Genomic DNA, 25,096 nt, shown 5'->3' with positions numbered 1-25,096 from the left:
GTCAGCGCAGCACCAGCACCGGAATCTCGGAGTGGGTCAGCACCTGCTGGGTCTCGCTGCCCAGCAGCAGGCGCTTGACGCCCTTGCGGCCGTGCGAGGCCATGACGATCAGGTCGGCCTTGTGCTTCTTGGCGGCGGCGATCAGCGCGTCGGACACCACGTCGGCGCGGGCGATGATGGGCTTGACCTTGACGCCCTTGGCGGCACCGGCGCGCTTGACCGCCTCGACCACCTCGTGCCCGTCGTCGGCCCAGTGCTGTTCGACCCGGGCCACGTCTTCCGCCGACAGTGGAATCGATCCCTCGAAATAGCTTTGCGGATAGCGCGGCACCACCTTCAGGGCGATCAGCTCGGCCCCCAGGCTGGCCGCCAGCGCGATGGCGTTGTCCACGGCTTTCTTGGAAAGTTTGGAACCATCGGTGGCCACGAGAATGCGTTGGTACATGGTGGAGTTCTCCTCGCGAAACGTCTGAACGCGGCCGGCACCGTGCAAGCGCGATCGTTCACGCCATAGCGTATCGAGGCGGCGGCCTCAAGGCTTGATGCAAGTCAAGTCCAATCCAGATCAGGCCGGTACAGTGCGCACGCATATATGCAGGCCGCCAGCGCGCTTTCGCACCAGCCTCTCCGGACCGGGGCGGCGGCGCGCGCGCCGCTGGCCGGGTGCGCCGCGGACTTCGAGCTGCTGGACGAACGCGACGAGTGGCTGGAGTTCAGCCGGCCGCTCGATGCGCCGCCGGGCGGCGCGCCCGCGCGCTGGGAATCGACGGTGGTCTTCGGGGGCATGCACTGCGCCGCCTGCGCCGCGACCATCGAGCAGGCCCTGCGCGGCACCCCGGGGGTGGCCGAGGCCGACGTGAGCGCCGCCAGCCACCGCGGCCGGGTGGTATGGGACGAGGGCGCGACGAGGCCGTCGGCCTGGATGCGCGCGGTGCTGCGCGCCGGCTACCGGCCGCTGCCGGCGCACGGCGCGCTGGCCAGCGCCCAGCGGCAGGCCGAGACGCGCAAGATGCTGTGGCGCCTGGGCGTGGCGGGTCTGTGCATGATGCAGGTGATGATGTACGCCGCGCCGGCCTACTTCACCGCGCCCGGCGAGATCGGGCCCGACATCGTGCACCTGCTGCGCTGGGCGCAGTGGGTGCTGTCGATCCCGGTGGTGCTGTTCTCGTGCCAGCCGTTTTTCCGCAACGCGCTGCACGACCTGCGGCTGCGGCGCGTCAGCATGGACCTGCCGGTGGCGCTGGGCATGCTGATCACCTTCGTGGTCAGCAGCCTGGGCACCTTCGAGCCGGACGGCCTGTTCGGTCACGAGGTGTACTTCGACTCGCTGACGATGTTCGTGTTCTTCCTGCTGGCCGGCCGCTGGCTGGAGTTGCGCCTGCGCGACCGCACCGCTGGCGCGCTGGAGGCATTGATGCACCGGCTGCCGGAGAGCGTGCTGCGGCGCGAAGCGGCGGGCGGCTGGCGGCGCGTGTCGATCCGGCGCCTGCGCGTGGGCGACGTCGTGCGCGTGCTGCCGGGCGAGGCATTCCCGGCGGACGGCACGATCCTCGCGGGCGGCACCTCGGTGGACGAGGCGCTGCTCACCGGCGAATCGACGCCGCTCGCGCGCGGGGTGGGCGAGGCGGTGATCGCCGGCAGCCACAACCTGACGGCGCCGGTCGAGTTGCGGGTGGACCAGGTCGGGGCCGACACGCGCTATGCGCAGATCGTGGCGCTGATGGCGCAGGCATCCACCAGCAAGCCGCGCATCGCGCAACTGGCCGACCGGCTGGCCAAGCCTTTCCTCGTCTGCGTGCTGCTGGCTGCCGGGTTGGCCTGCGCCTGGTGGTGGCCGGCCGATCCGGGGCGCGCGCTGATGATCGCCGTCGCCATCCTGGTCGTGACCTGCCCCTGCGCGCTGTCGCTGGCCACGCCCGCGGCCATGTTGGCCAGTGCCGGTGCCCTGGCCAAGGGCGGCATCCTGGTGCGGCGCCTCCAGGCGCTGGAGACGCTGGCCGGCGTGAACGAAGTGGTGTTCGACAAGACCGGCACGCTGACGCGCGACGCCTTCGTGCTGGAGCGCATCGAACTGCGCGAGGGCACGCCGCGCGCGCTGGCGCTGCGTCTGGCTGCCGCGCTGGCGCGGGACAGCCTGCACCCGGTGTCTCGCGCCATTGCGCGGGCCGCGCGCGAGGAAGGCGGCGAGGCCGCCTCGCCGGTTCAGGTGACCGACCTGAGGGAGGAGGCAGGACAGGGCGTCGAAGCACGCACGACCGACGGGCGCGTGCTTCGGCTGGGCTCGGCGGCGTTTTGCGGGCGGGCGGCCGGGACTGCCGACGGGCCTGTGAGCCACTTGTGTGACGAGCAGGGCTGGGTGGCGGCCTTCCACCTGCGCGAGGATTTGCGCGAAGACGCGCGCGCCGCCGTGCACGCGCTGCAAGCCGCCGGCGTGCGGGTGCGGCTGCTGTCCGGCGACCGCCCCGAGGCAGCGGCACGGGTGGGGCGGCTCGTGGGCATCGAGGAGGTGCAGGGGGGCTGTTCGCCGGCCGAGAAACTGGCCGCCCTGCGGCAGGCCCAGCAGGCCGGCGCCGGCGTGGCCATGGTGGGCGACGGGCTCAACGACGGCCCCGTGCTGGCGGGCGCCGACGTGTCGTTCGCGTTCGGCCGCGCCGTGCCGCTGGCGCGCGGGCAGGCGGATTTCGTCGTTCTGGCCGAGCACCTGGCCACGATCGCCCGCACCCACCGCCAGGCGCGCCGCACGATGCGGATCGTGCGGCAGAACCTGGGCTGGGCGGCCGCGTACAACGCCGTCGGCGTGCCGCTGGCCATGGTCGGCTGGATGCCGGCCTGGGCCGCCGGGCTGGGCATGGCGGCCAGCTCGCTGCTGGTGGTGCTCAATGCCCTGCGCCTGGCCCGGACACGGGAAGGCGCCTGAGACATGGACATCCTCTACCTGCTGATCCCGCTCTCGGTGGTGCTGGTCTTCTTCATCCTCGGGGCGCTGTGGTGGGCCATCCACCGGGGACAGTTCGACGACGTGGACCGCGAGGGGGAGCGCATTCTCGAAAATGATTGATTCAAATCAAGTTTGACCACGACAGGCTCCGGGATACTGCCGACGTCAACCAGGAAGAGGTGGAAATGACGTTCGCCAATACAAAAGCCACGGTGTACAACGACAAGGTGGTCCGGCAGTTCGCCATCATGACGGTGGTCTGGGGCGTGGTCGGCATGCTGGTCGGGGTGATCATCGCCGCCCAACTGGCCTGGCCGGAGTTGAATCTGGGGATTCCCTGGCTCAGCTATGGCCGCTTGCGGCCGCTGCACACCAATGCGGTGATCTTCGCCTTCGGCGGCTGCGGGCTGATCGGCACCTCCTATTACGTGGTGCAGCGCACCTGCCAGGTGCGGCTCTTTTCCGACAAGCTGGCGGCCTTCACCTTCTGGGGCTGGCAGGCGGTGATCGTGGCCGCCGCGCTCTCGCTGCCGCTGGGCTACACCAGCGGCAAGGAATACGCCGAGCTGGAGTGGCCGATCGACATCCTGATCACCCTGGTCTGGGTGGCCTACGCGGTGGTGTTCTTCGGCACCGTGGGCACGCGCAAGGTCAAGCACATCTACGTCGCCAACTGGTTCTACGGCGGCTTCATCCTGGCGGTCGCGCTGCTGCACGTGGTGAACAGCGCCGCGCTGCCGGTCGGCTTGATGAAGTCCTACTCGGCCTACGCCGGCGTGCAGGACGCGATGGTGCAATGGTGGTACGGCCACAACGCCGTGGGCTTCTTCCTGACGGCGGGCTTCCTGGGCATGATGTACTACTTCATCCCCAAGCAGGCCGAGCGCCCGGTGTACAGCTACCGCCTGTCCATCGTGCACTTCTGGGCGCTGATCTTCACCTACATGTGGGCCGGCCCGCACCACCTGCACTACACGGCCCTGCCCGACTGGACGCAGTCGGTGGGCATGGTGTTCTCGCTGATCCTGCTGGCGCCGAGCTGGGGCGGCATGATCAACGGCATCATGACGCTGTCGGGCGCCTGGCACAAGCTGCGCGACGACCCGATCCTGCGTTTCCTGATCGTGTCGCTGTCGTTCTACGGCATGTCCACCTTCGAGGGGCCGATGATGTCCATCAAGACGGTGAACGCGCTGTCGCACTACACCGACTGGACCGTGGGTCACGTGCACTCCGGCGCCCTGGGCTGGGTCGGCCTGATCACCATGGGCTCGATGTACTACCTGATCCCGCGCCTGTTCGGCCAGAAGCAGATGTACAGCACCAAGGCGGTCGAGGTGCACTTCTGGGTGGCCACCATCGGCATCGTGGTCTACATCGCCGCGATGTGGATCGCCGGCGTGATGCAGGGCCTGATGTGGCGCGCGGTGAACCCGGACGGCACGCTGACCTACACCTTCGTGGAATCGGTCAAGGCCACCTATCCGTTCTACGTGCTGCGCCTGCTGGGCGGCCTGCTGTACCTGGGCGGCATGGTGATCATGCTGTGGAACACCCTCAAGACGGCCGCCGCCGGGCGTGCCGTGCCGGTGCAGATTCCCGCGGCCGTGGCCCACGCCTGAAGCAAGAGAGGATCGTCATGGCGCAAGAAAAAATCACCGGCCACGCGAAGGTCGAAACCAGCAACTTCCTGATGGTGGTGCTGATCCTGATCGTGGTGTCCATCGGCGGCCTGGTCGAGATCGTGCCGCTGTTCTTCCAGAAATCCACCACCCAGCCCATCGAAGGGCTGAAGCCCTACACCGCCCTCCAGGTGGTGGGGCGCGACGTCTACATCCGCGAGGGCTGCTACAACTGCCACTCGCAGATGATCCGCCCCTTCCGCGCCGAGGCGCTGCGCTACGGGCCGTATTCGGTGGCCGGCGAATTCGTGTACGACCACCCGTTCCAGTGGGGCAGCAAGCGCACCGGCCCGGACCTGGCCCGCGTCGGCGGCCGCTACAGCGACGACTGGCACCGCGCGCACCTGATCAACCCGCGCGACGTGGTGCCCGAGTCGAACATGCCGGCCTACCCGTGGCTGGACCGCGATGCGGCCGACGCCGATTCGGTGCAGGCCCGCATGCGCGGCCTGCGCACGCTGGGCGCGCCCTATACCGACGAGGAAATCGCCCAGGCGCCCGGGGAGATCAAGGGCAAGACGGAGCTGGACGCCGTCATCGCCTACCTGCAAGTGCTGGGCATCCACCGCAAATAGACCTGAGGAGGATGCACATCATGGACATCAACCTGTTGCGCAGCATCGTGACCGTGGCGGCGTTCGCCGTCTTCATCGGCATCGTGATCTGGGCTTGGTCGCGCCGCAACCAGGCGCGCTTCGAGGAGGCGGCCCGCCTGCCGTTCGAGCAGGACTGACCGGCAAGGAACGAACATGAGCGACTTCACGAGCAATTTCTGGTCCGTCTTCGTGGCGGGCGTCACCATCGTCGGCATCCTGGCCTGCCTGGCGCTGCTCTGGATCAGCGGCAAGACCAAGGCCATGACGGCCGCCGACAACACCACCGGCCACGTCTGGGACGGCGACCTGCGCGAGATGAACAACCCGCTGCCGCGCTGGTGGGTGGGGCTGTTCATCATCACCTGCCTGTTCGGCTTCGCGTACCTTTTTCTCTACCCTGGGCTCGGCACCTACGCCGGCTCGCTGAAGTGGTCTCAGGCCGGCCAGTTCGACCGCGAGGTGGCGCGCGGCAACGAGCAGGTGGCGCCGATCTATGCCGCCTTCGCCGGCAAGCGCACCGAGGACCTGGCCAAGGATCCGCAGGCCATGGCCATCGGCGACCGCCTGTTCCTGAACAACTGCGCCCAGTGCCACGGTTCCGACGCGCGCGGCAGCCGGGGCTTCCCCAACCTGACCGACGCGCAATGGAACTGGGGCGGCGCGCCTGACGCCATCCTGGAATCCATCAGCAAGGGGCGCACCGGCATCATGGCGCCGATGGGCGCCGCGGTGGGCACGTCGGACGACGTGCGCAACGTCGCCAACTACGTGCTGAGCCTGTCCAGTTCGCCGCACGATTCCGTGCGCGCCAACCTGGGCCGCGCCAAGTTCGTGGCCTGCGCCGCCTGCCACGGCCAGGACGGCAAGGGCAACCAGGCCCTGGGCGCGCCCAACCTGACGACCGGTATCTTCACGCACGGCCCTGGCGTGGAGTCGCACATCGTCAACATGATCAACAACGGCAAGACGGGCGTCATGCCGGCCTGGGACGGCAAGTTCTCGCCGGACCAGCTCAAGGTGCTGGCGGCCTACGTGTGGGGCAAGGGCGGCGGCGTGGCCGCCGCGGCGCCCGCGCCTGCCGCCGATGCCGCGTCGGTGGCGGTCGAGAACGGCGTGGTCAAGTTCTACTTCGCCACTGGCAAGGCCGACATCGCCGGCGGCGCTGGCCAGGCGCTGGCCGACATCGTCGCCGGCGTGCAGGCGGGCAAGAAGGCGGTGGTCAGCGGCTTCGTGGACAGCAGCGGCAACGCGGCGCAGAACGAAGAGCTGGCCAAGCAGCGCGCGCTGGCCGTGCGCGACCAGCTCAAGGCCCTGGGCGTTGCCGAGGACAGGATCGAACTCCAGAAGCCAGGCAACATCGACGCCGGCGCCGATGCCCAGGCGCGCCGCGTGGAAGTCAGCCTGGTCTGATATGCGGGTGCGCGGCCTTGCACGCCGCGCGTCTTCGTCTGCCAGCATCGCCTGCGAGTGGGGGCGAAGGCTGTAGCGGACGGGCACATCGACCACCGCTCAGGGTCAGTTTGCCGTGACACAGAAAGAACCCACGAAGAAGCCCGCTGCCGCGGGCGCCGCCGCCGGCGAAGACGTGATGGTGTCGCTCTACGAGGCGCACAAGAAGGTCTACCCGCGCAGCGTGGCGGGACTGTTCGCGCGCTGGCGCTGGTTCTTCGTCTTCGCCACCCAGATCTTCTTCTACGGCATGCCGTGGCTGTATTGGGGCGGCCGGCAGGCGATGCTGTTCGACCTGGAGTCGCGCCGGTTCTACATCTTCGGGCTGGTGCTCTACCCGCAGGACGTGATCTACCTGGCGGGGCTGCTCATCATCTCGGCCCTGCTGCTGTTCCTGTTCACGGCCGTGGCGGGGCGCCAGTGGTGCGGCTATGCGTGTCCGCAGACCGTCTATACCGAGATCTACCTCTGGATCGAGCGCAGGATCGAAGGCGACCGCACCGCCCGCATGCGGCTCGACGCGGCGCCGATGTCTCCGTCCAAGTTCGCGCGCAAGGCGGGCAAGCAGGTGGCCTGGATCGCCTTCGGGCTGTGGACCGGCTTCACCTTCGTCGGCTATTTCACGCCGATCCGCGAACTGGCGATGCACGTGCTGAACCTGTCGCTCGGCCCGTGGGAGACGTTCTGGGTCTTCTTCTACGGTTTCGCCACCTACGGCAACGCCGGTTTCATGCGCGAGCAGGTGTGCAAGTACATGTGCCCCTACGCGCGCTTCCAGAGCGCGATGTTCGACCGCGACACGCTCATCGTCACCTACGACGCCGGGCGCGGCGAGCCGCGCGGCGCGCGCTCCAAGAAGGCCGACCCCAGGGCGCTGGGCCTGGGCGACTGCGTGAACTGCACGCTGTGCGTGCAGGTCTGCCCGACCGGCATCGACATCCGCAAGGGCTTGCAGCACGAATGCATCAGCTGCGCCGCGTGCATCGACGTCTGCGACGACGTGATGGACAAGGTGGGCTACCCGCGCGGGCTGATCCGCTATTCCACCGAGAACGCGCTGGCGGGCGGCTGGGACCGTCGGCGGATTCTGCGCCGCGTGCTGCGCCCGCGGGTGCTGATCTACGCCGCCATCCTGGCCGGCCTCACGGTTGCGCTGGTCGCCAGCCTGCTGCTGCGCACGCCCTTCAAGGTGGACATCGTGCGCGACCGCGCCACGCTGGCGCGCATCGTGCAGGGCGGCAAGATCGAGAACGTCTACCGCCTGCAGATCATGAATGCCGAGGAGCAGCCTCGGACCTACACCCTCTCGGCCGACGGCCTGCCCGGCCTGGCGCTGCTCGCCGACACGCCCGAGCCCCGGGTCACCGTCGATGCCGCGCAATCATTGTGGGTGCCGGTGCGCCTGCAGGCGCCCTATGATGCGGGCCAGCCCGGCTCGCACGAAGTCCACTTCCTCGTCCAGTCGCCCAGCGGCCAGGTCAGGGAGAAATCCGTTTTCATGATTCCGAGGTAACCCGCATGAGCCCAACGTCCGCCCCTCCCGCGCCGCAGCCCTGGTGGAGGTACGGCCACATGTGGCTGGTGGTCGGCGGCCCGCTGATCGTGGTCGTGGCCTCGTTCGTCACGCTGTACCTGGCCATCCGCACGCCCGACCCGGTGTACGCCGACGCCGCGCGCGCCCGGCCCGCCGACGAGGCCGACCTGACGCCCGCCATGCAGGCGCGCAACCATGCCGCCACCGGCGGCGTGGCGCCGAAGGCGGCGGCCGCGTCCGGCGCTGCGGCGGCGCGCCCCTGAGGGCTGGGATTCAGAAGAAAAACGTGCTCTGACGCACGTCTGGCAAGCGCTGGCAGCTATGTAAATAGTAGCGGCTTGCGGAAGAAGGGGTGACGAGCCTTGACCCCGGCACTGACTCCAAAGTTAGGGCTGCTTGGTTCCCCACCTGACCCGGTTGGCTCCTTCACCATGCGGGAAGGCCCGTCGAGGTCTATTGTAGTGCGCGCAGGCGGCGCTGGGCTTCCGCGGTGCCGAAGCTGAGCGCCAGCAGGTTCAGCACCTCGCCGCGAAGCAGCGGCAGTTGTTCGGGTTGGTCGCAGGCCAGCAGGCGTGCCGCCAGCCGTTCGGCGCGCGGGTGGCAGCAGCCGGCCAGTGCTTCGGCCAGGGCGCGTGCCGCCGGGTTGGGCTCGGGGGCTTCGAGGGTGGCGCAAGCGTGGTCCGTGCCTTCAGTGTCGTAGAACATTGGGATGCGTCGGATTTGTGTTGCGGCGCAGCATACTCCTGATCGGGCCGGCTGCAAGGCCACTGTCTCGCCCGCGCATCAGTTTCAGAGGCGCGCCCCTAAAGCCGGGGGCCGCCCTTTCGCCCCGTAAAATCGCCCCATGTCGTACATGGTGCTGGCCCGCAAGACCCGGCCGCGGAACTTCTCCGAAATGGTGGGCCAGGAGCACGTGGTGCAGGCCCTGACCAACGCGCTCACGCAGCAGCGGCTGCACCACGCCTACCTGTTCACCGGCACGCGCGGCGTGGGCAAGACCACGGTGTCGCGCATCCTGGCCAAGTCGCTCAACTGCACCGGCCCCGACGGCCAGGGCGGCATCACCGCCACGCCCTGCGGCGTGTGCCCGGCCTGCACCGAGATCGAGGCCGGCCGCTTCGTCGACTACACCGAACTCGACGCCGCCAGCAACCGCGGCGTGGACGAGGTGCAGGGCTTGCTGGAGCAGGCCGTCTACAAGCCGGTGCAGGGCCGCTTCAAGGTCTTCATGATCGACGAAGTGCACATGCTCACCAACACCGCCTTCAACGCCATGCTGAAGACGCTGGAGGAGCCGCCCGAGTACCTCAAGTTCGTGCTCGCCACCACCGACCCGCAGAAGGTGCCGGTGACGGTGCTCTCGCGCTGCCTGCAATTCAACCTGCGGCCGATGGCGCCCGAAACGGTGGTCGAGCAGCTCGCGCGTGTGCTGGGCGCCGAGCAGGTGCCTGCCGAGCCGCAGGCGCTGCGCCTGCTGGCGCGCGCCGCGCGCGGCTCCATGCGCGACGCGCTCAGCCTGACCGACCAGGCCATCGCCTTCGGCGCCGGTCAGGTGCTGGAGGCCACGGTGCGCCAGATGCTGGGCAGCGTGGACCGCGGCGTCGTCTTCGGCCTGATCGCCGCGCTGGCCGCGGGCGACGGCAAGGCGGTGGTCGAGCAGTCGGAGCGGTTGCGCGCCGACGGCCTGTCGGCCGCCACCACGCTGGAGGACATGGCCGCTGTGCTGCAGCGCATGGCCGTGCTGCAGGCGGTGCCCGGCATGGCCCAGGGCGACACCGACCCCGATGCGCAGGAAATCGCCCGCCTGGCCGCGCAGCTCCCCGCCGACGAGACGCAGCTGCTCTACAGCCTGTGCATCCACGGCCGCGCCGAGCTGGGCTTGGCGCCCGACGAATACGCCGGCCTGACCATGGTGCTGCTGCGCCTGCTGCCGTTCAAGCAGCCCGCGGCGGCCACGGCTGAAAAAAAAACTCTGAAGCGCGCTGAGGCGCCGCCGCCCGAGTCTGAGCCTGTCCCTGTCCCTGACGCGGACGGCGGCGATTTCGCCCCGCCAGGCGCCGGCCCTGCCGACCAGCCGCCCGACGACTGGGGCGAGCCCGCCGAGCCCACCGCGCCCACCGCGCCCACCGCGCCCACGCACCCACCCTTGCGGCCGGTGCCCGTGCGGGAGCCGGCGGCCCCGCAGGGCTATGAGTCAAATCGGGCTCCAGCGCCCGCCAGTACAGCGCCAGCAGCTACCGATACCGTAGCAGTCAAGGTGCGCGAGGCGGCCGACGAACCCGCGCCACTGCGCGCCGCCCCCGCGCCCGAGCCGCGCCCCGTGTCGGCCACGGGCGAGGGCGACTTCTGGCACGCACTGGTGCAGGCGCTGGTCGCGCGCGAGGCCATCACCGCCCTGGTGCGCGAGCTGGCCTTGCAAGCGCAACTGGTGGCGCGCGCAGGCGACGAATGGACGCTGCGCATCGAGCGCGAGTCGCTCGGCAACCCCGGCGTGCGCGAGCGCCTGCAGGCCGCGCTGGCCGAGGCCGGCCACGCCGTGCGGCTGCGGGTGGAGGTGGGGGCGGTGGCCGACAGCCCGTCGCGCCGCAACGCCATCGCCGCCGCGCAGCGCATGAAGGCGGCCGAGTCGCTGCTGATGGCCGACCCCTTCGTGCAGGAGATGGTGCGCGACTTTGGCGCCAAAATCGTGCCCGGAAGCATCAAGCCACTCTGAGAAGGTGCGAACGAACCCCACATGCCCGCCTTGAGCGCCCAAACCCGCCCGCTCCGCGTTGCAAATGCTCGCCATAGCCCGAGCTATGGCTGTGCTTTGCGCCTTGATCGGACGGCTTTGGACACTCCTTTCGGGCACGCGGGATTCATTCACACCTTCTGACGGCATCACTTCACCGATCAACCAAGGAACCCAACCGATGTTCAACAAAGGACAACTCGCCGGCCTCATGAAGCAGGCCCAGGCCATGCAGGACAACCTGAAGAAGGCGCAGGACGAGCTGGCGCTGCTGGAGGTCGAGGGCGAATCCGGCGCCGGCCTGGTCAAGGTGGTGATGACCGCCAAGCACGACGTCAAGCGCGTCACCATCGACCCCAGCCTGCTGGCCGACGACAAGGACATGCTGGAAGACCTGGTGGCCGCCGCCTTCAACGCCGCCGTGCGCAAGGCCGAGGAAGTCTCGGCCGAGAAGATGGGCAAGCTGATGCCCGCCGGCATGCCGGGGCTGCCGGGCGGGATGAAGTTTCCGTTCTGAGCGCACACGGACATGCTTGCGCAGGTGGCGCTGGACGGGCCTGTCGAGCGCGATGAGGTCATTGCGCTCTATCGCGCCAATGAGTGGTCTTCGGCAGAAAAGCCGGATGCCTTGCTGGCGGCTTTGCGCAACTCGCATGCGCTGGTGACCGCGCGTATAGACGGCCACCTGGTTGGGTTGGGCAATGCGTTGTCCGATGGCCATCTGGTGGCTTATTTCCCGCACATGCTGGTGCACCCGGATTTTCATGGGCAGGGCATCGGGCGCCAGATGATGCAGGCCTTGCTCGGCCGCTACCAGGGGTTTCATCAACTCATGCTGGTGGCGGATGGCGATGCCGTGCGCTTCTATGAGCGCCTTGGGTTCGCGCGTGCCGGCAGGACCGAGCCCATGTGGATCTATGCCGGCCACGACCACTGATGGCGGATACCCATAGCCTGGATACGCTGGTGCAGGCGCTGCGCCGCCTGCCCGGCGTCGGCGTGCGCTCGGCGCAGCGCATGGCCTTCCACCTGCTGCAGCACGACCGCGAGGGCGCCGAGGTGCTGGCGCGCTCGCTGCAGGAGGCCGTGGCGCGCGTGCGCCACTGCGCGCTGTGCCACACCTTCACCGAAAGCGAGGTGTGCGCCGTCTGCCTCGACGCGCGGCGCGACGTCACCAAGCTGTGCGTGGTCGAGACGCCGGCCGACCAGGCCGCGCTGGAGCGCACCGGCGCGTTCAAGGGACGCTATTTCGTGCTGATGGGCCGCTTGAGCCCGCTCGACGGCGTGGGTCCGCGCGACATCGGCGTGCACAAGCTGATCGAGCGCGCCAGCGACGGCGTGGTGCAGGAGGTGATCCTCGCCACCAACTTCACCGCCGAGGGCGAGGCCACGGCGCACGTCATCGGCCAGGCCCTGAAGAGCCGCGGCCTCACGGTGACGCGGCTGGCGCGCGGCGTGCCCGCCGGCAGCGAGCTGGAATACGTCGACCTGGGCACCATCGCCCATGCCCTGGTGGACCGGCGCTGACCGGTTTTGCTTTGTTTTTGATAGCTGCTGGCGCTTGATGGGCGGGCGCTGGAGGCATTTTTCGATCATATTCTCTACACCATGAACCCCACTCTGCCTCACGGCCTCACCGTTGCCCACTGGTGCATCCTGGCCGCCGCGCTGCTGCCGCTGCTGTGCGCCTACATCGCCAAGTGGGGCCTGCTGCGCACGCCGCGCGGCAAAGGCGGCTTCGACAACGCCGATCCGCGCGGCTGGCTGGCGCGGCAGGGCGACTGGCGCGCCCGCGCCAACGCCGCCCAGGCCAACAGCTTCGAGGGGCTGCCGTTCTTCATCGGCGCCGTGCTGCTGGCCGGCATGCTCGGCGCGCCGCAGGGCCGGCTGGATCTGCTGGCGGTGCTGTACGTGCTGCTGCGGCTGGGCTACATCGTTGCCTACGTGGGCCACATGCCCACGGCGCGCAGCGCGGTGTGGGGGCTGGGCTTCCTGGTCAACGTGGCGATCTTCCTGCTGGGCTGGCGCTGAGCCCGGGCCTAATGACAAACCCGATGCGGGCACGTCCCGATGCCGGCATGAGGCCATTTGCACTACCGTGGCGCGCATGGCTGCCCACGTGCCCGTGTCTCCATTGCCCCGCCGCTCCGACCTCTCTGCTCCTTCGCGCCGCCGCCTGCTGCTCGGCGCGCCCGCGCTGATCTGCGCCGCCAGCCTGGCTCGCGCGCAGGAGTTGCCCGAGCTGCGCGCGCTGCGGCTCGCCGTGGGGGGCAAGACCACGCTCTACCACCTGCCGCTGGCCCTGGCCGAGCAGATGGACTACTTCAAGGCCGAGGGGCTGGAGGTCGAGCTGCAGGACCATGCCGGCGGCGGCCTGGCCGAGCAGGCATTCATGCAGGGCAGGGCCGATATCGTCGCGGGCGGCTTCGAGCACGTCTTGTTCCTGCGCGAGCGCGGGGTGAACTGCCGCGCCTTCGTCAGCTTCGGGCGGGCGCCGCAAACCGTGTTCGGGGTCGGCACGCGCGCGATGCCGGACTACCGCCACGTCTCGCAGCTGAAGGGGCGGCGCATCGGCATCTCCTCGCCCGGCTCCACCACGCACTGGTTCGCCACCATGGTGCTGGCGCGCGGCGGCATGGCGCCGGGCGACGTCGAGTTCGTCAGCCTCGGCACCACCACGGCGGCGGCCGACGCCTTGCGGGAGGCGCGCATCGACGCGCTGTGCGGCGTCGATCCGGCCATCAGCATGCTGGAGCTCCGCGGCGAGCTGCGGGTGCTGTGGGACGCGCGTTCGCTGCGCGGCACGCAGGAAGCCTTCGGCGGGCCGATGCCGGGCGGTTGCGTCTACGGGCCGCAGGATTTCGTCGTCCGCTACCCGCGCACGGCGCAGGCCCTGGCCCACGCGGTGGTGCGCGCGCTCAAGTGGCTGCAGACCGCCGGGCCGCGCGACATCGTGCGCGCCATTCCCGAGGCCTACATGCACGGCGATCGTGCCATCTACCTGGCGGCTCTGGAGAAAGCGCGCGAGGCGTTCTCGCCCGACGGGCTGATGGCGGAGGAGGCCGCGCTCACGGCGCTGCGCGTGAGCGCCCGCTACGGCGCGCTGAAAGGCCCGCTGCCGCCGGTCGCGGCCGGTTCGACCTATACCAACGACTTCGCGCGCCGGGCCAAGCAGCGCTTTCTGGCTTGATCAGCGCCGGGGCTTGCCTTTGCTCGCGCTTTTGCCCGTGCTCTTCGCGGCCGCCCGCGCCGGTGCCGCGCTTTTGGCGCTGGCGCCTTTGCGAGGCGCTGCTTTCGATGACGCCTTCGCCGAGCGCGCCGCGGCGCGCCCACCGGCGGCCACGCCGTCGCGCGCGGCCGCGGCGGCGGCGCGCACCGGCAGGAACAGCGCCACCGCCTGGCCGCGCTTGAGCGCGGCGCCCGGCCGGCTCCTGTTCCAGCCCGCCACCGTGCCCGCCGGCAGGTCGTAGCGCGCCGCGAGGGTGGCGATCGAATCGCCCTGGCGCGCGCGCACCGTGGTGCGGCGCAGCACCACCTCGGGCGCGTAGGACAGCTGGGCGTTGTTGACCACATGGCCGTCCACCGCGGTGGACGCGCCGTTGCCCCGCCGCACCAGCACGGTGGAGCCGGACTTGATGAGCACGCCGCGCGGCAGGCTGTTCATTTCGCGGAACTCGGCCTCGTCCATGCCGAAGCGGCTGGCGACCTCGCGCGAGGGCAGGGTGGCCGGCGCCACCCAGGCCGTCCAGGAGGCCAGCGCATCCGGCCTGGCCCGGGCCAGGTTCTGCTTGAAGACGGCGGCGTTGTTCCAGGGCAGCAGCACTTGCGGTGTGCCGGCGGCGAAGATCACCGGCTTGCGCTGCGAGGGGTTGAGCGCCTTGAAGTCCTCCACCCGCACTTCGGCCAGCCGCGCCGCCAGCTCGACGTCGATGTCGTGCGTGATCTCCACGGTGTCGAAGAACGGGTGGTTCTCGATCAGCGGCAGCACCGCGCCGTGGGCCTGCGGGTTGGCGATGATGTTCTTCACCGCCTGCAGCTTGGGCACGTAGTTGCGCGTCTCGGCCGGCATGTTGATGTCGAGGTAGCCGGTGCCCAGGCCCGCGGCCTGGTTGCGCTCGATGGCGCGCTTGACGTTGCCCTGGCCCCAGTTGTAGGCCGCCAGCGCCAGGTGCCAGTCGCCGAACATGCCGTGGAGCTTCTGCAGGTAGTCCAGCGCCGCGCGGGTGGAGTCGAGCACGTCGCGGCGGTCGTCGCGCAGGATGTTCTGCGTCAGCTGGAAGTCGCGCCCCGTGCCGGGCATGAACTGCCACATGCCCGCCGCCTTGGCGCTGGAGACGGCCTGCGGGTTGAAGGCCGACTCGATGTAGGGCAGCAGCGCCAGCTCGGTCGGCATGCCGCGCAGCTCCAGTTCCTCGACGACGTGGAAGATGTACATGCGCGAGCGCTCGACCATGCGCTCGATGTAGTCGGGCCGGCCGGCATACCACTGCTCGTGCTGGCGCACCAGATCGCTGTCGAGGTCGGGCATCGAGAAGCCGCGGCGCACCCGGTCCCAGATGTCGGCCGGCGCGTCCAGCGGCGCGACCGGGATGGAGCGTAGCTCGGTCATCGCCACCGTGGACATCTCGCCGGCGTGGGGCTGCGGCACGACGCGTGGGCCGGCGGCTGCCGTGGCGGCCGCGCCGTCGTCGCCGGTCTTGCCGGGGCCGGGCGCGGCACAGCCGGCCAGGACGATGCTGGCGGCCAGCGCCGCCCCATGAAACCATTTCATCTGAACTCGTTCTTCCAGTGACGAAGGGCGGCGAACACCGCCACCTCGTCGTTTGCGGAGGCCGCGTGCGCCTGCACCGATCGCGTGACGGCGGCTTCGCGGCTGCGGAGGAATGGGTTGATCGCGCGCTCCAGCCCGATGCTGGAGGGCAGCGTGGGCACGCCCCGCGCGCGCAAGGCCTGGCACGCGCGCTCGTGGTCGGCCAGCGCCGCGTTGGCCGGCTCGACCGCGCGCGCGAAGCGCAGGTTGCCCAGCGTGTACTCGTGCGCGCAGCACACGCGGGTGGCTGCGGGCAGCGCCGCCAGCGCGTCGAGCGAGGCCAGCATCTGCGCCGGCGTGCCCTCGAACAGGCGCCCGCAGCCGCCGGAGAACAGCGTGTCGCCGCAGAACAGCAGCGGCGCGCCATCGACGTCGCCCGCGAAGTAGGCGACGTGGCCGGCCGTGTGGCCCGGCACGTCGATCACGCGGAAGGCGATGCCCAGCACCTCGATGAGGTCGCCGCCGGCCAGCGGCGTGAAGGGCTCGGGAATGCGCTCGCGCGCCGGGCCGAACACCTGCGCGCCGGTGGACTCGCGCAGCGCGGCCACGCCGCCGGTGTGATCGCCGTGGTGGTGCGTGACTAGAATGGCTGCCAGCCGCAGCCCGAGCCGGCGCAGCGCGCCGGCCACCGGCGCCGCGTCGCCCGGATCCACCACGAGGGCCTGGTGGCCGTCGTGCAACAACCAGAGGTAGTTGTCCTCGAAGGCGGGCAGTGCGATCAACTCCATGAAGCGCGGATTATAAAAAGCCATGACTGCCCGGCCGGCCCCGATGCCCATCTTTACACCTGCGACGCTGCGCGCATGACGGGCCTGCACGACTGGTTCCAGACGCCGCCGGGCCAGTACGTGCTGGACTGGGAGCGCGCCCGCTTCGATACCGCGCTGGCCGACGTGTTCGGCTACCACGCGCTGCAGGTCGGCCTGTCCGACATCGACGCGCTGGCCGCCAACCGCATGCCGCACCGCTGGCTGGCCCTGGTGGCGCCGCCGCTGCCGGACCTCGATGCGGCGCCCGCGCCCCAGGCCGGCGCGCGGGCCATGCTGGTCACCGACAGCACGTCCCTGCCGTTTTCCGAGGGCAGCCTCGATCTGGTGGTGCTGCCGCACACGCTGGAGCTCAGCCCCGACCCGCACGCCACGCTGCGCGAGGTGCAGCGCGTGCTGGTGCACGAGGGCCGGGTGGCCATCGCCGGCCTCAACCCGACCAGCCTGTGGGGGCTGCGCCAGTGGCGCGCCCGCCAGTGGCGGCGCTTCGGCCGGGGGCGGCTGTTCCTGCCGGACGCCGGCGAGTTCATCGGCCCGCGGCGGCTGCGCGACTGGCTGCGGCTGCTGGAGCTGGAGCTGGAATCCATCGCCTATGGCTGCTACCGGCCGGCGGTGCGCAGCGAGGGCGCGCTGGCGCGCTTCGGCTGGATGGACCGCGCCGGCGCGCGCTGGTGGCCGATCTTCGGCGCGGCGTACTTCATGGTGGCGGTCAAGCGCACCCAGGGCGCCAGGCTGGTGGGGCAGATCTGGAAGAGGGCGCCCGCCGTCGTGGGGGCGCCTGCATCGATAGCCAACCGCGCCACCCCGGCGCCGGCCAACACGGAAAAGAACCTTGGATCGCATTGAGATGTACACCGACGGCGCCTGCAAGGGCAACCCCGGCCCTGGCGGCTGGGGCGTGCTGCTGCGCGCCGGCGCGCAAGAGAAAGAGCTGTTCGGCGGCGAGGCGGCGACCACCAACAACCGCATGGAGCTGACGGCGGTCATCGAGGGCCTGTCGGCGCTCAAGCGCCCGTGCGCGGTCGATCTGTACCTGGACAGCCAGTACGTCCGGCAAGGCATCACCGCGTGGATCCACGGCTGGAAGAAGAAGGGCTGGCGCACCGCCGGCGGCCAGCCGGTGAAGAACGTGGACCTGTGGCAGAAGCTGGATGCGCTGGTCGGCGGCGCGGGGCACCGGATCGAGTGGCACTGGGTCAAAGGCCACGCCGGCCACGAGGGCAACGAGCGGGCCGATGCGCTGGCCAACCGCGGCGTGCCCAAGGGCTAGGAGTCTGCGCGGCAGAAGCCGCCGAAGCGAAACGCGCGAAAAACGAGGACAGCGTGGTGATACCGACAAGCCCAGGGTAGGCCCCCTGGGCGCAGGCGGTAGCGCCGCGATGGACCGTTTTCTCGCGCGTTGCAGCCGGCGCAGGTTCTGCCGCGCGGACTCCTAGGTTTCAGGCGCGTCGCTGGCGGCCGGGGGCCAAACCAGTTTGAAGGACTGGCACAGGACGGGTGTTGTGTCGTCCAGCGTGCCGCCCAGCCGCTCGCAGACCTGGCCGAAGTACCAGGCGTGGGCTGCTCGCCAGTACCGGAGGCTGCCGTCGCCTTCGCCCTCGCGGGCTGCGAATTCGGCGCTGACCGCGCCGAACGGCACCAGCTCGACGGCGGTGCGCTCGATGATGGCCACCGGGTCGCCGGCGCCGTCCAGGATGATGCTCAGGTCGCCCGCCTTCGGCAGCGCCTCGCCCAGCGCCGTGTATTCGGCCGGGAGGCTGGCGGTGGCTCTTTTCCTGCCCGCCAGCACGAGCGCCGCGAGCTTGTCGGCGATTTCGCCCTGGCCACCGAAGCCGAAGGCGTCGGGCCTGGCCGTCCTGCGGGGATCGCTGCCACGGAGCGAATCAACGAACGCGGCCCAATACGCTTGGCACTTGACTTGCTTGGGAGGCATCTGGGGTTGGGGAAACCATGACCATCTTGAATTATTTGGAAAAATATGCCTCCATCGGGCGCCAGTCAAGCGCTGGAAGCTATCGAATAAGGAGCAATCCGCTGGTGCTTCCGCGACCGCCGGGGCGTCTGGCGCCGCGCGCCGCCGGCGCCTGCACCAGCGCGCGGCGGGCAAACCCTTCATGCCGGATTTACATGGCGATGCTACATTTTGCGACGTTTGGCGCAGCGCTTGCGCCTGGGTTCTGGCAGTACGGTTGACCTCTTGAAATCCTCCACTTTCTTCGTCGCGGTGCTGGCGCTGGCCGGCGCCCTGGGTGCGGCCTGGTGGCTCCAACGCCCGGCGTCCGGCAAGGCCGATGCCGGCCCGGCCGGCGCCGCGAGCGCCGCCACCACGGGTGGGGGCGCGGCGGTGGTCGAAACCACCCTGGTGCGCACGCGCGCCCTGTCGGAAGACGTGGAGGCGGTCGGCTCGCTGCGCTCGCGCCAGGGCACCATGGTGCGGGCCGAGGCGGGCGGGCGCGTGACGCAGATCGCCTTCCGCGACGGCCAGCGCGTGCGCCAGGGTCAGCTGCTGGTGCAGCTGGACGACCGCCTGCCGCGCGCGCAGGTGCAGCAGGCCGTGGCCGAGCTGTCGATCGCCGAGGCCAACCACCGCCGCAACACCGAGCTGGTGGCGCAGGGCTTCATCAGCCAGCGCGGCGTGGATGAGAGCGCCGCGGCGGTGAAAGTGGCGCAGGCCAAGGCCGAGCTGGCGCGCGCCGCCGCCGCCCGCCTGCGCGTGCTGGCGCCGTTCGACGGCGTGGCCGGCCTGCGCAACATCAGTGTCGGCGACTACCTGAGGGAGGGCGCCGACATCGTCAACCTGGAGGACATGAGCGCGATGTACGTGGACTTCCGCCTGCCCGAGCGCCTGCAGGCCCGCGTGCGCCCCGGCCAGGCGGCGCGCGTGCAGGTCGATGCCCTGCCGGACCGCGCCTTCGCCGCCGTGGTGCAGGCGGTGGACCCGCTGATCGACGCCGACGGCCGCAGTCTGAGCGTGCGCGGCTGCATCGACAACCGGCTGCTGCAACTGCGCCCCGGCATGTTCGCGCGCGTGCTGACGCGGCTGGGCGACGACCGCCAGGCGCTGATGATTCCCGAGGAGGCGGTGGTCGCCCAGGGCGGCGCGCAGGTGGTGGTGCGCGCGGTGCCAACCGAGTCCGCCGGCGGCAAGCCGGCCTGGGCCAGCGCGCGCGCCAGCGTGGAGACCGGTGCGCGCCTTGGCGGACAGGTGGAGATCGTGAAGGGCCTGGCCGCCGGCGACCGCGTGGTGGTGGCGGGGCAGCATCGCATCCAGCGCGACGGCATGCCGCTGCGCGTGGACCTGCCGGAGGCCCCGGCCCCGGCCGCGGGCGGCGCGCCCGACGGCGTGGCGTCCGCGGCGCCCGCCGCCGCGCGCGCCTCGGCGGCGGTGCCTTGGGCGCAGACCGCGCCCGGCCCCGGCCCCTGCACCCTGGCGGCCGACACCGCCCGCCGCTGAAGGCGCCGCCGTGCAGCTGGCCGAAGTCTCCATCCGCCGCCCGGTCTTCGCCACCGTGCTCTCGCTGCTGATCGTGCTGCTCGGCGCGGTGAGCTTCACGCGCTTGCAGGTGCGCGAGTACCCCAAGATCGACGAGCCCGTGGTGACGGTGAGCGTGCGCTACGCCGGCGCCTCGGCCGAGGTGATCGAGACGCAGGTCGCCAAGCCGCTGGAGGACTCCATCGCCGGCATCGACGCGGTGGACGTGCTCACCTCCAACAGCCGCCCCGAGCAGGCGCAGATCAGCGTGCGCTTCCGGCTGGAGAAAGACGCCGACACCGCCGCCGCCGAGGTGCGCGACCGCGTCTCGCGCATCCGCAACCGGCTGCCGCAGAGCATCGACGAGCCGGTCATCGCCAAGGTCGAGGCCGACGCCTTCCCCGTGATGTGGCTGGCCTTCTCCAGCGAGACGCGCTCGCGGCTGGAAATCAACGACCTGATCAACCGCATCGCCAAGGCGCGCCTGCAGACGGTGACCGGCGTGGCCGACGTGCGCATCTACGGCGAGCGCAAGTACGCCATGCGCATCTGGCTGGACGCCGACCGGCTGGCCGCCTACAAGCTGAGCACGCAGGACGTGGAGAGCGCCATCAGCCGCAACAACCTGGAGCTGCCGGCCGGCCGCATCGAGTCGCGCCAGCGCGAGTTCTCCGTCACCTCGCAGACCGACCTGGTGCGGCCGGCGCAGTTCGAGTCCATCGTCATCAAGACGGTGAACGGCTTCCCGGTGCGCATGCGCGACGTGGCGCGCGTGGAGGAAGGCCCGGCCGACGAGCGCAGCGCGGTGCGCATCAACGGCCGTTCGGCCATTTCCGCCGGCATCATCCGCCAGGCCACGGCCAACCCGCTGGAGCTGTCCGAAGGCGTGCGCGCCATGCTGCCGCAGCTGCAGGCCGAGATGCCGCCCGACGTGCGCATCGACGTCGCCAACGACAACTCGGTGTTCATCGACCGCGCGGTCAAGAGCGTGTACCACACCATCGCCGAGGCCATCCTGCTGGTGGCGCTGGTGATCTTCGTGTTCCTGCGCACGGTGCGCGCGTCCATCATTCCCATCGTCACCATCCCGGTGGCGCTGATCGGCACCTTCGCGCTGATGCTGCTGGCGGGCTTTTCCATCAACACGCTGACGCTGCTGGCGCTGGTGCTGGCCATCGGCCTGGTGGTGGACGACTCGATCGTGATGCTGGAGAACATCTTCCGCCACATCGAGGAAGGCATGACGCCGTTCGCCGCCGCCATCCACGGCGCGCGCGAGATCGGCTTCGCCATCGTCGCCATGACGCTCACGCTGGTGGCGGTGTACACGCCGCTGGCCTTCACGCCCGGGCGCACCGGGCGGCTGTTCGTCGAGTTCGCGTTGGCGCTGGCGGGGGCGGTGGTGGTGTCGGGCTTCGTCGCGCTGACGCTCTCGCCCATGCTGTGTTCGCTGCTGCTGCGCCACAACCCCAGGCCCAATCGGTTCGACCGCGGCATGGAGCGCGGGCTGACCGCGCTCTCCAATGCCTACGGCCGCCTGCTGCGCCGCGTGCTGACGGGCTGGCGCTGGCTGGTGCTGCTGGTGATGGCCGGCTGCGGCGTCGCCATCGCCCTGCTGTACCCCAGCATGCGGCAGGAGATGTCGCCGCTGGAGGACCGCGGCGTGGTGCTGGCCAACATCAGCGCGCCCGACGGCGCCACGCTGGACTACACCGACCGCTACGCGCGCCGGATCGAGCGCATCGGCCAGGACTACCCCGAGTTCGACCGCACTTTCGCCAACATCGGCAACCCCACGGTGGCGCAGGGCAGCGTGGTGTTCCGCGCGGTGGACTGGGACGAGCGCCAGCGCTCCACGCTGGACGTCGCGCGCGAGATGGAGCGCAAGTTCCGCCAGTTGGCCGGCGTCACCGTGTTCGCCGTCACGCCGCCCTCGCTGGGCCAGGGCTTCCGCGAGCGGCCGGTCAACTTCGTGGTGCAGACCTCCGACAGCTATCAGCACCTCGACGAGGTCATGCGCCAGTTCATGGCCGCGGTGGCCGCCAATCCTGGCTTCGTGTCGCCCGAGCTCGACCTGCGCCTGTCCAAGCCCGAGCTGCGCATCGAGGTCGACCGCGAGCGCGCCGCCGACCTGGGCGTCAGCGTGGAGGCGGTGGCGCGCGCCATCGAGACCATGCTGGGCGGGCGCACCGTCACCCGCTACAAGCGCGACGCCGAGCAGTACGACGTCATCGTGCAGACCGCGCCCACCGGCCGCACCACGCCCGAGGACATCGACCGCATCCAGCTGCGCGCGCGCGGCGACGCCATGGTGCCGCTGTCGGCGCTGGTCCGGGTGCGCGAAGGCGTGTCGCCGCGCGAGCTGAACCACTTCGGCCAGCGCCGCTCGGCCACGCTCACCGCCAACCTGGCGCCCGACTACTCGCTGGGCGAGGCGCTGGCCTTCCTCGACCAGACGGCGGCCCAGGTGCTCAAGCCCGGCTATGCGACCGATCTCAACGGCATCTCGCGCGAGTTCCGCTCCTCGCAGGGCGCGCTGATGGCGGTGTTCGCGCTGGCGCTGCTGTTCATCTTCCTGGTGCTGGCGGCGCAGTTCGAAAGCTTCGTCGATCCGCTGGTCATCATGTTCTCGGTGCCGCTGTCGATGGTCGGCGCGCTGGCGGCGCTCAGGCTCAGCGGCGGCTCGCTCAACGTCTATTCGCAGATCGGCCTCATCACGCTGGTGGGGCTCGTCACCAAGCACGGCATCCTGATCGTCGAGTTCACCAACCAGCTGCGCCAGCGCGGCGAGCCCATGCTGGACGCCCTGGTGCACGCCAGCGCGCAGCGCCTGCGCCCCATCCTGATGACCACCGGCGCCATGGTGCTGGGCGCGCTGCCGCTGGCGCTGGCCACGGGGGCCGGCGCCGAGAGCCGGCGGCAGATCGGCTGGGTCATCGTCGGCGGCATGAGCGTGGGCACGCTGCTCACCGTCTTCGTCGTGCCGACCATGTACGCGCTGCTGGCGCGACGGGGCGTGCCCGGCGCCATCACCAAGCCGGTGGAAGCCGCCACCGAGGGCGCGCGCGGCCACGCGCAAGAGCCGGCCTGAATCGCCGGCTGCTCATGATTCAATAGCTGCTGGCGCTTGCCGGACGGGCGCTGGAGCCTGTTTTCGTTCATATTCTTGCCAGGTGTCCCGGGCTGCAACGCCCTGCGCAATCCATGGTTTCTTGCGCCAGCGCAAGACCCGGACTTCGCCGCGCGGGCAAGATGGCCGCGACGACACAACATGACACGGGGGAGCCGAGCCAGCCACGGCAGGCGGACAAGCCCCTCGGCGGGGCGCCACCTGCGAACGACAGGAGACAAGCATGACCCCGCGCACCACCCGGCCGCTGCGCCATGACGGAGGCGCTCGATGAGCGCCGTGTTCAACCCGCTGCACATGCAGGCCGCCATGCTCGACGTGGTCGCCGGCACCCACGCCACGCCAGCGCTCCTCGCGCAGCGCCAGCAGCAGCGCCTGCATCGGCTGCTGGAGGCCGCGCGCGAAGGCTCCGCGCTGTACCGCGAGCGGCTCGGCACGGCGCGCCTGGGCTGGGCCGACTTCGCGCGCATCGTGCCCGTGACGCGCGCCGAACTGATGGCGCGCTGGGGCGACTGGGTGACCGACCCCGGGCTGGAGCTGGGCGAACTGCGCGCCTTCACCGCCGACCCGTCGCGCGTGGGCGAAGCCTGGCAGGGCCGCTACGTGGTCTGGGAAAGCTCCGGCACCAGCGGCATGCCGGGCGTCTTCGTGCAGGACGACCGGGCCATGGCGGTGTACGACGCGCTGGAGGCCGTGCGCCACCGCCCGCCCGCGCGCGGCGCCGGCGGGCTGTTCAACGCCTTCGGCGCCATCGACGCGCTGGGCGTGGCCGACCGCCCGGCGCTGGTCGCCGCCACCGGCGGCCACTTCGCCAGCGTGGTGGCGTTCGAGCGGCTGCGCCGCCTCAACCCGTGGCTGGGGTCGCGGGCGCGGGGCTTCAGCGTGCTCAGCCCCGTTCACGAGCTGGTGGCGGCGCTGAACGACTTCCAGCCCACCCTGCTGGCCACCTACCCGACCGCCGCCGCCCTGCTGGCCGAGGAGGCCGCCGCCGGGCGCCTGCGCATCGCGCCGCGCTGCGTGCTGACCGGCGGCGAACGCCTGGGCGCCGCCGTGCGCGCGCGCGTGGCCGAGGCGCTGGGCGCGCCGGTACGGAGCAGCTACGGCGCGTCGGAGTTCCTGCCCATCGCCTGGGAATGCGCCCACGGCCACCTGCACGTCAACGAGGACTGGGTGCTGCTGGAGCCGGTGGACCGCCACCACCGCCCGGTGCCGCCCGGCCAGCCCGCGCACACCGTGCTGCTCACCAACCTGGCGAACCTGGTGCAGCCGCTGATCCGCTACGACCTGGGCGATCAGGTCACCGTGCTGCCCGGGCGCTGCGCCTGCGGCTCGGCCATGTCGCGCATCGAGGTCGAGGGCCGCCGCGACGACGTGCTGCACGTGCCCGCGCAGCGCCAGGGCGAGACCGTCAGCCTGCTGCCGCTGGCGCTGTGCACCGTGGTCGAGGAGGAGGGCGGCGTGTTCGACTTCCAGCTGCGGCAGCGCGGGCCGCACACGCTGGTGCTGCGCGTGCCCATGCAGGGCGAGGACGCGGACTTGGCCATCGCCCGCTGCCGAGACGCCTTGCAGCACTTCGCCCTGGCGCAGGGCGCTCGGCCGATCCGCGTGCTGGGCGAGTCCGGCTGCGCCGTGCCGCGCGGGCGCAGCGGCAAGGCGTGCCGGGTGGGATAGCGCGCTCCGCGCAGCGGGGGAGCGTGGGGGCCACCCGGCCGCCGCCGGGCCGCTCCCAAGGCGGCCGGAGCCCCCTCTGGGGGCAGCGGACCACGCGCAGCGGGGGAGCGTGGGGGCCACCCCGGCCGCCGCCGGGCCGCTCCCAAGGCGGGCGGAGCCCCCTCGGGGGGCAGCGGACCACGCGCAGCGGGGGAGCGTGGGGGCCACCCCGGCCGCCGCCGGGCCGCTCCCAAGGCGGGCGGAGCCCCCTCGGGGGGCAGCGGACCACGCGCAGCGGGGGAGCGTGGGGGCCACCCCGGCCGCCGCCGGGCCGCTC

Annotated in this window: 24 protein-coding genes and 1 other RNA gene; 19 read left to right on the top strand and 6 right to left on the bottom strand. The window is 70.8% G+C overall.

Going from position 1 to position 25,096, the window contains the following annotated elements:
* Window position 1 precedes the first annotated feature (1 nt).
* The gene (locus QM772_RS05370; RefSeq protein ID WP_415134419.1) at window positions 2-445 is read right to left on the bottom strand and encodes a universal stress protein; all 444 of its coding nucleotides are present in this window, start codon (window positions 443-445) and stop codon (window positions 2-4) included.
* Window positions 446-592: 147 nt separating this feature from the next.
* On the opposite strand from QM772_RS05370, the gene QM772_RS05365 reads away from it, so the two are divergent.
* The 8 genes from QM772_RS05365 (at window position 593) to QM772_RS05330 (ending at window position 8,462) form a co-directional block, all read left to right on the top strand.
* Window positions 593-2,917, top strand: coding sequence for a heavy metal translocating P-type ATPase (locus QM772_RS05365; protein WP_415134418.1), 2,325 nt, complete (start codon window positions 593-595; stop codon window positions 2,915-2,917).
* Between the two features lie 3 nt (window positions 2,918-2,920).
* Window positions 2,921-3,058: a cbb3-type cytochrome oxidase assembly protein CcoS gene (gene ccoS, locus QM772_RS05360; RefSeq protein WP_415134417.1), complete on the top strand. Its 138-nt coding sequence runs from the start codon at window positions 2,921-2,923 to the stop codon at window positions 3,056-3,058.
* A 65-nt stretch (window positions 3,059-3,123) separates the two neighbouring features.
* Window positions 3,124-4,560 carry a cytochrome-c oxidase, cbb3-type subunit I gene (gene ccoN, locus QM772_RS05355; protein ID WP_415134416.1) on the top strand — a complete coding sequence of 479 codons (1,437 nt, stop codon included), beginning with the start codon at window positions 3,124-3,126 and terminating at the stop codon, window positions 4,558-4,560.
* 17 nt (window positions 4,561-4,577) lie between these two features.
* Window positions 4,578-5,195 (top strand): cytochrome-c oxidase, cbb3-type subunit II, encoded by a 618-nt coding sequence (gene ccoO, locus QM772_RS05350; RefSeq protein ID WP_415134415.1) that lies wholly within the window; start codon window positions 4,578-4,580, stop codon window positions 5,193-5,195.
* A 20-nt stretch (window positions 5,196-5,215) separates the two neighbouring features.
* On the top strand, window positions 5,216-5,353 hold the full coding sequence (locus QM772_RS05345) for a cbb3-type cytochrome oxidase subunit 3 (RefSeq protein WP_415134414.1): 138 nt from the start codon (window positions 5,216-5,218) through the stop codon (window positions 5,351-5,353).
* A 16-nt stretch (window positions 5,354-5,369) separates the two neighbouring features.
* Window positions 5,370-6,626 (top strand): cytochrome-c oxidase, cbb3-type subunit III, encoded by a 1,257-nt coding sequence (ccoP, locus tag QM772_RS05340; RefSeq protein ID WP_415134413.1) that lies wholly within the window; start codon window positions 5,370-5,372, stop codon window positions 6,624-6,626.
* Window positions 6,627-6,804: 178 nt separating this feature from the next.
* Entirely contained in the window at window positions 6,805-8,178 is a 1,374-nt protein-coding gene (ccoG, locus tag QM772_RS05335; protein ID WP_415139475.1) for a cytochrome c oxidase accessory protein CcoG, read from the top strand.
* 5 nt (window positions 8,179-8,183) lie between these two features.
* Window positions 8,184-8,462, top strand: a complete 279-nt coding sequence (locus tag QM772_RS05330; RefSeq protein ID WP_415134412.1) for a nitrogen fixation protein FixH — start codon at window positions 8,184-8,186, stop codon at window positions 8,460-8,462.
* Window positions 8,463-8,550: 88 nt separating this feature from the next.
* Here QM772_RS05330 and ffs read toward each other — a convergent pair.
* Both ffs and QM772_RS05320 read right to left on the bottom strand, forming a co-directional pair.
* Window positions 8,551-8,647: signal recognition particle sRNA small type (ffs, locus tag QM772_RS05325), an RNA gene on the bottom strand.
* Window positions 8,648-8,652: 5 nt separating this feature from the next.
* The gene (locus tag QM772_RS05320; RefSeq protein ID WP_415134411.1) at window positions 8,653-8,904 is read right to left on the bottom strand and encodes a hypothetical protein; all 252 of its coding nucleotides are present in this window, start codon (window positions 8,902-8,904) and stop codon (window positions 8,653-8,655) included.
* A gap of 139 nt (window positions 8,905-9,043) precedes the next feature.
* Here QM772_RS05320 and dnaX point away from each other — a divergent pair, with 139 nt between their 5' ends.
* The 6 genes from dnaX (at window position 9,044) to QM772_RS05290 (ending at window position 14,120) form a co-directional block, all read left to right on the top strand.
* A complete protein-coding gene (gene dnaX / locus QM772_RS05315) occupies window positions 9,044-10,912 on the top strand; it encodes a DNA polymerase III subunit gamma/tau (RefSeq protein WP_415134410.1) in 1,869 nt (622 codons plus the stop codon).
* 199 nt (window positions 10,913-11,111) lie between these two features.
* Window positions 11,112-11,447 (top strand): YbaB/EbfC family nucleoid-associated protein, encoded by a 336-nt coding sequence (locus tag QM772_RS05310; RefSeq protein WP_415134409.1) that lies wholly within the window; start codon window positions 11,112-11,114, stop codon window positions 11,445-11,447.
* 12 nt (window positions 11,448-11,459) lie between these two features.
* Window positions 11,460-11,867, top strand: a complete 408-nt coding sequence (locus QM772_RS05305; RefSeq protein ID WP_415134408.1) for a GNAT family N-acetyltransferase — start codon at window positions 11,460-11,462, stop codon at window positions 11,865-11,867.
* Window positions 11,867-12,457, top strand: coding sequence for a recombination mediator RecR (gene recR / locus QM772_RS05300; protein ID WP_415134407.1), 591 nt, complete (start codon window positions 11,867-11,869; stop codon window positions 12,455-12,457). The genes QM772_RS05305 and recR overlap by 1 nt, the downstream gene beginning before the upstream one ends.
* An 81-nt stretch (window positions 12,458-12,538) precedes the next feature.
* Complete coding sequence (locus QM772_RS05295) at window positions 12,539-12,961, top strand: MAPEG family protein (RefSeq protein WP_415134406.1); 423 nt, start codon at window positions 12,539-12,541, stop codon at window positions 12,959-12,961.
* A 94-nt stretch (window positions 12,962-13,055) separates the two neighbouring features.
* Window positions 13,056-14,120 (top strand): ABC transporter substrate-binding protein, encoded by a 1,065-nt coding sequence (locus tag QM772_RS05290; RefSeq protein WP_415134405.1) that lies wholly within the window; start codon window positions 13,056-13,058, stop codon window positions 14,118-14,120.
* On the opposite strand, the gene QM772_RS05285 is transcribed toward QM772_RS05290, so the two are convergent.
* Together QM772_RS05285 and gloB are read right to left on the bottom strand one after the other, a co-directional pair.
* Window positions 14,121-15,701: a transglycosylase SLT domain-containing protein gene (locus tag QM772_RS05285; RefSeq protein WP_415134404.1), complete on the bottom strand. Its 1,581-nt coding sequence runs from the start codon at window positions 15,699-15,701 to the stop codon at window positions 14,121-14,123.
* Complete coding sequence (gene gloB / locus QM772_RS05280; protein ID WP_415134403.1) at window positions 15,698-16,468, bottom strand: hydroxyacylglutathione hydrolase; 771 nt, start codon at window positions 16,466-16,468, stop codon at window positions 15,698-15,700. The genes QM772_RS05285 and gloB overlap by 4 nt, the downstream gene beginning before the upstream one ends.
* 84 nt (window positions 16,469-16,552) lie before the next feature.
* On the opposite strand from gloB, the gene QM772_RS05275 reads away from it, so the two are divergent.
* Both QM772_RS05275 and rnhA read left to right on the top strand, forming a co-directional pair.
* Window positions 16,553-17,353, top strand: a complete 801-nt coding sequence (locus QM772_RS05275; protein WP_415139473.1) for a class I SAM-dependent methyltransferase — start codon at window positions 16,553-16,555, stop codon at window positions 17,351-17,353.
* Between the two features lies 1 nt (window position 17,354).
* Window positions 17,355-17,777 carry a ribonuclease HI gene (gene rnhA, locus QM772_RS05270; protein ID WP_415139471.1) on the top strand — a complete coding sequence of 141 codons (423 nt, stop codon included), beginning with the start codon at window positions 17,355-17,357 and terminating at the stop codon, window positions 17,775-17,777.
* A gap of 162 nt (window positions 17,778-17,939) precedes the next feature.
* Here rnhA and QM772_RS05265 read toward each other — a convergent pair whose 3' ends face one another.
* Complete coding sequence (locus tag QM772_RS05265) at window positions 17,940-18,440, bottom strand: ASCH domain-containing protein (RefSeq protein ID WP_415134402.1); 501 nt, start codon at window positions 18,438-18,440, stop codon at window positions 17,940-17,942.
* A gap of 264 nt (window positions 18,441-18,704) precedes the next feature.
* On the opposite strand from QM772_RS05265, the gene QM772_RS05260 reads away from it, so the two are divergent.
* The 3 genes from QM772_RS05260 (at window position 18,705) to QM772_RS05250 (ending at window position 24,780) form a co-directional block, all read left to right on the top strand.
* Window positions 18,705-19,961, top strand: a complete 1,257-nt coding sequence (locus QM772_RS05260; protein WP_415134401.1) for an efflux RND transporter periplasmic adaptor subunit — start codon at window positions 18,705-18,707, stop codon at window positions 19,959-19,961.
* Between the two features lie 10 nt (window positions 19,962-19,971).
* Window positions 19,972-23,070, top strand: a complete 3,099-nt coding sequence (locus QM772_RS05255) for an efflux RND transporter permease subunit (protein WP_415134400.1) — start codon at window positions 19,972-19,974, stop codon at window positions 23,068-23,070.
* Between the two features lie 309 nt (window positions 23,071-23,379).
* On the top strand, window positions 23,380-24,780 hold the full coding sequence (locus QM772_RS05250; protein ID WP_415134399.1) for a phenylacetate--CoA ligase family protein: 1,401 nt from the start codon (window positions 23,380-23,382) through the stop codon (window positions 24,778-24,780).
* Window positions 24,781-25,096 lie beyond the last annotated feature (316 nt).

It is taken from the genome of Ottowia sp., from assembly GCF_047601385.1.
Lineage (GTDB): Bacteria > Pseudomonadota > Gammaproteobacteria > Burkholderiales > Burkholderiaceae_C > Ottowia.
The sequence above is the reverse complement of the archived record's forward strand: the minus strand, read 5'-3'. Positions and strand labels throughout refer to the sequence as shown.